Origin of the sequence: Streptomyces carpinensis, from assembly GCF_002154505.1 — a bacterium.
In the GTDB taxonomy this organism is placed as follows: domain Bacteria; phylum Actinomycetota; class Actinomycetes; order Streptomycetales; family Streptomycetaceae; genus Streptomyces; species Streptomyces carpinensis.
On sequence record NZ_MUBM01000817.1, the window covers coordinates 1 to 1,280 of the forward strand.

Consider the following 1,280-nt stretch of genomic DNA (forward strand, 5'->3'; position numbering starts at 1 on the left):
CCACGGTCCCCGTGCCGCCCGGGCTCCCCATCCCAGACGTGAGCCCGGCCCCACCATCCGGACCGGAAGGCACCCGCATGACCACCCTCACGCCCCCCAGCATCACGATCCGCCCCGTGCGGGCCGACGAGATCGACACGTACTTCGCCCTCACCCTGCTCGTCGACCTCCACCTCCCCGCCGACGAACTCCCCGCCCTGAAGAACACCATCGCGTTGGCCCTGCGTGACGAGAGGGGGCCGTTCTCCCATGGCCTGAACCACTTCCTGTTCGCCGAAACCGCCGACGGCACCCCTGTCGGTGCCGTCCACGTCGGCCCGGCCCGGTGGATGCTCAACCGGCAGATCCCCGCCCGCGTGCGGCGCACCCTCACCGACCGGGTCAGCAACATCGACACCATCGCGTCCATCCCGAGCATCGTCGCCAAGGCATCGCGGCCCGCATCCTGGCCCGCGTCGAGACCGACTTCCGCCGAGCCGGATTCCGGGCCCTGACACTGCGCCACGAGCACTACAAGAGGCACTTCTTCACGGCCCACGGCTACACCAGCCTCCCTCGCCTGGCCGTGGACCTTCCGCCCACTGGACTGTTCACCCAGCACGACCCGGGCTGGAAGCACGCAATCAAGCCACTTGACCCCACCATCACGTTCACCTCCCAGCGGGGCCTCACGACCGTCACCGGCCTCCTCGACTGCCCCCCTGGCACCGAACCACCACCCCCGGCCCCTCACCTGACCACCCTCGCTGGCACCCGCGCCACCAGCCGCCATTGACCCCAACGGCTGACCACCCCCACGGCCCCTGGGCCGGGACACCTGTCCCGGCCCAGGGGCCGTCCCGCGTACCGCGGCCCGTCTCGGCCAGCCGACCGCACCCGAGCAGAGCCGGAGGGACTGCACCCCTTCCGGCGTTCTTGCCGCCCTAACTCCGCAGCCCCCCACCGTGTGGCCCGCCGCGCCCTCGCGCCGGCACACCCAGCACTGCGCACACGAGGAGCCCCATGACCACGCACGCCCAGCGCACCCCGACCGTCACCGCCCGCATCGACACCAGCCCTTCCCAGCCCCCCGCCGACGCGACCGAAGAAGTCCCCGCGAGCGCCACATACGCGCTCATCGTCCCCGGCCTGATCACCGTCTACACCAACGCCCCTTCCGAGGCAGCGGCCCGGGAAGAAGTGGCCCTGGAAGCCAAAGACACCATCGAGCTCCACGACACGAACCTGACGGTCGGCCACCTGACCATCACCCACCTCGACCTAGTGCCGCATCAGAGAAC

Annotated in this window: 2 protein-coding genes and 1 pseudogene; all 3 read left to right on the plus strand. The window is 70.8% G+C overall.

From position 1 onward, the window contains the following. Window positions 1-77: 77 nt before the first annotated feature. On the plus strand, window positions 78-494 hold the full coding sequence (locus tag BZY54_RS54605; protein ID WP_244217742.1) for a hypothetical protein: 417 nt from the start codon (window positions 78-80) through the stop codon (window positions 492-494). Further along, window positions 446-775: a hypothetical protein gene (locus BZY54_RS55790; RefSeq protein ID WP_425276404.1), complete on the plus strand. Its 330-nt coding sequence runs from the start codon at window positions 446-448 to the stop codon at window positions 773-775. Before BZY54_RS54605 ends, BZY54_RS55790 begins: the two co-directional genes overlap by 49 nt. A gap of 227 nt (window positions 776-1,002) precedes the next feature. After that, window positions 1,003-1,280: pseudogene (locus BZY54_RS48985) on the plus strand (hypothetical protein); the annotation flags it as partial.